Source organism: Methanobrevibacter sp. UBA417 (genome assembly GCF_002508845.1).
Taxonomy (GTDB): Archaea; Methanobacteriota; Methanobacteria; order Methanobacteriales; family Methanobacteriaceae; genus Methanobrevibacter_A; species Methanobrevibacter_A acididurans.
Map to the genome: position 1 here is coordinate 5745 of NZ_DAZC01000009.1, position 325 is coordinate 6069.

A 325-nucleotide genomic window follows, 5' to 3' on the forward strand; every position below is an offset into this window, starting at 1 on the left:
CATGGATTCACCAACGATTATGCGGACAAATATTATGCAATAATACGAGCCAAAGAAACGAAAAAAGCTATGTTAAAAACCATAATTGCAATTAGACATAAAACTCGTTTAATCCTAAATTATGCAACCCAAAGAGGACCTAGAAGCGACACCAAGTTCCGCAATCAATTCCATAAGACAAACAAAAAAAATATCACCCATCATTAACATATTAGCAGACATGAGCATATGACACAGAACCCATAAGAAAATGCATAAACGAATACACAGGAGCTTTTGACCATAATACCAATTAAAACCAGGAGCCAAAAAAGGACATTACAGA

1 pseudogene is annotated in these 325 nt (G+C 34.8%); it reads left to right on the forward strand.

From position 1 onward, the window contains the following. Positions 1-207 (forward strand): annotated as a pseudogene (locus BP769_RS01110) (hypothetical protein); the annotation flags it as partial. Between the last annotated feature and the right edge of the window lie 118 nt (positions 208-325).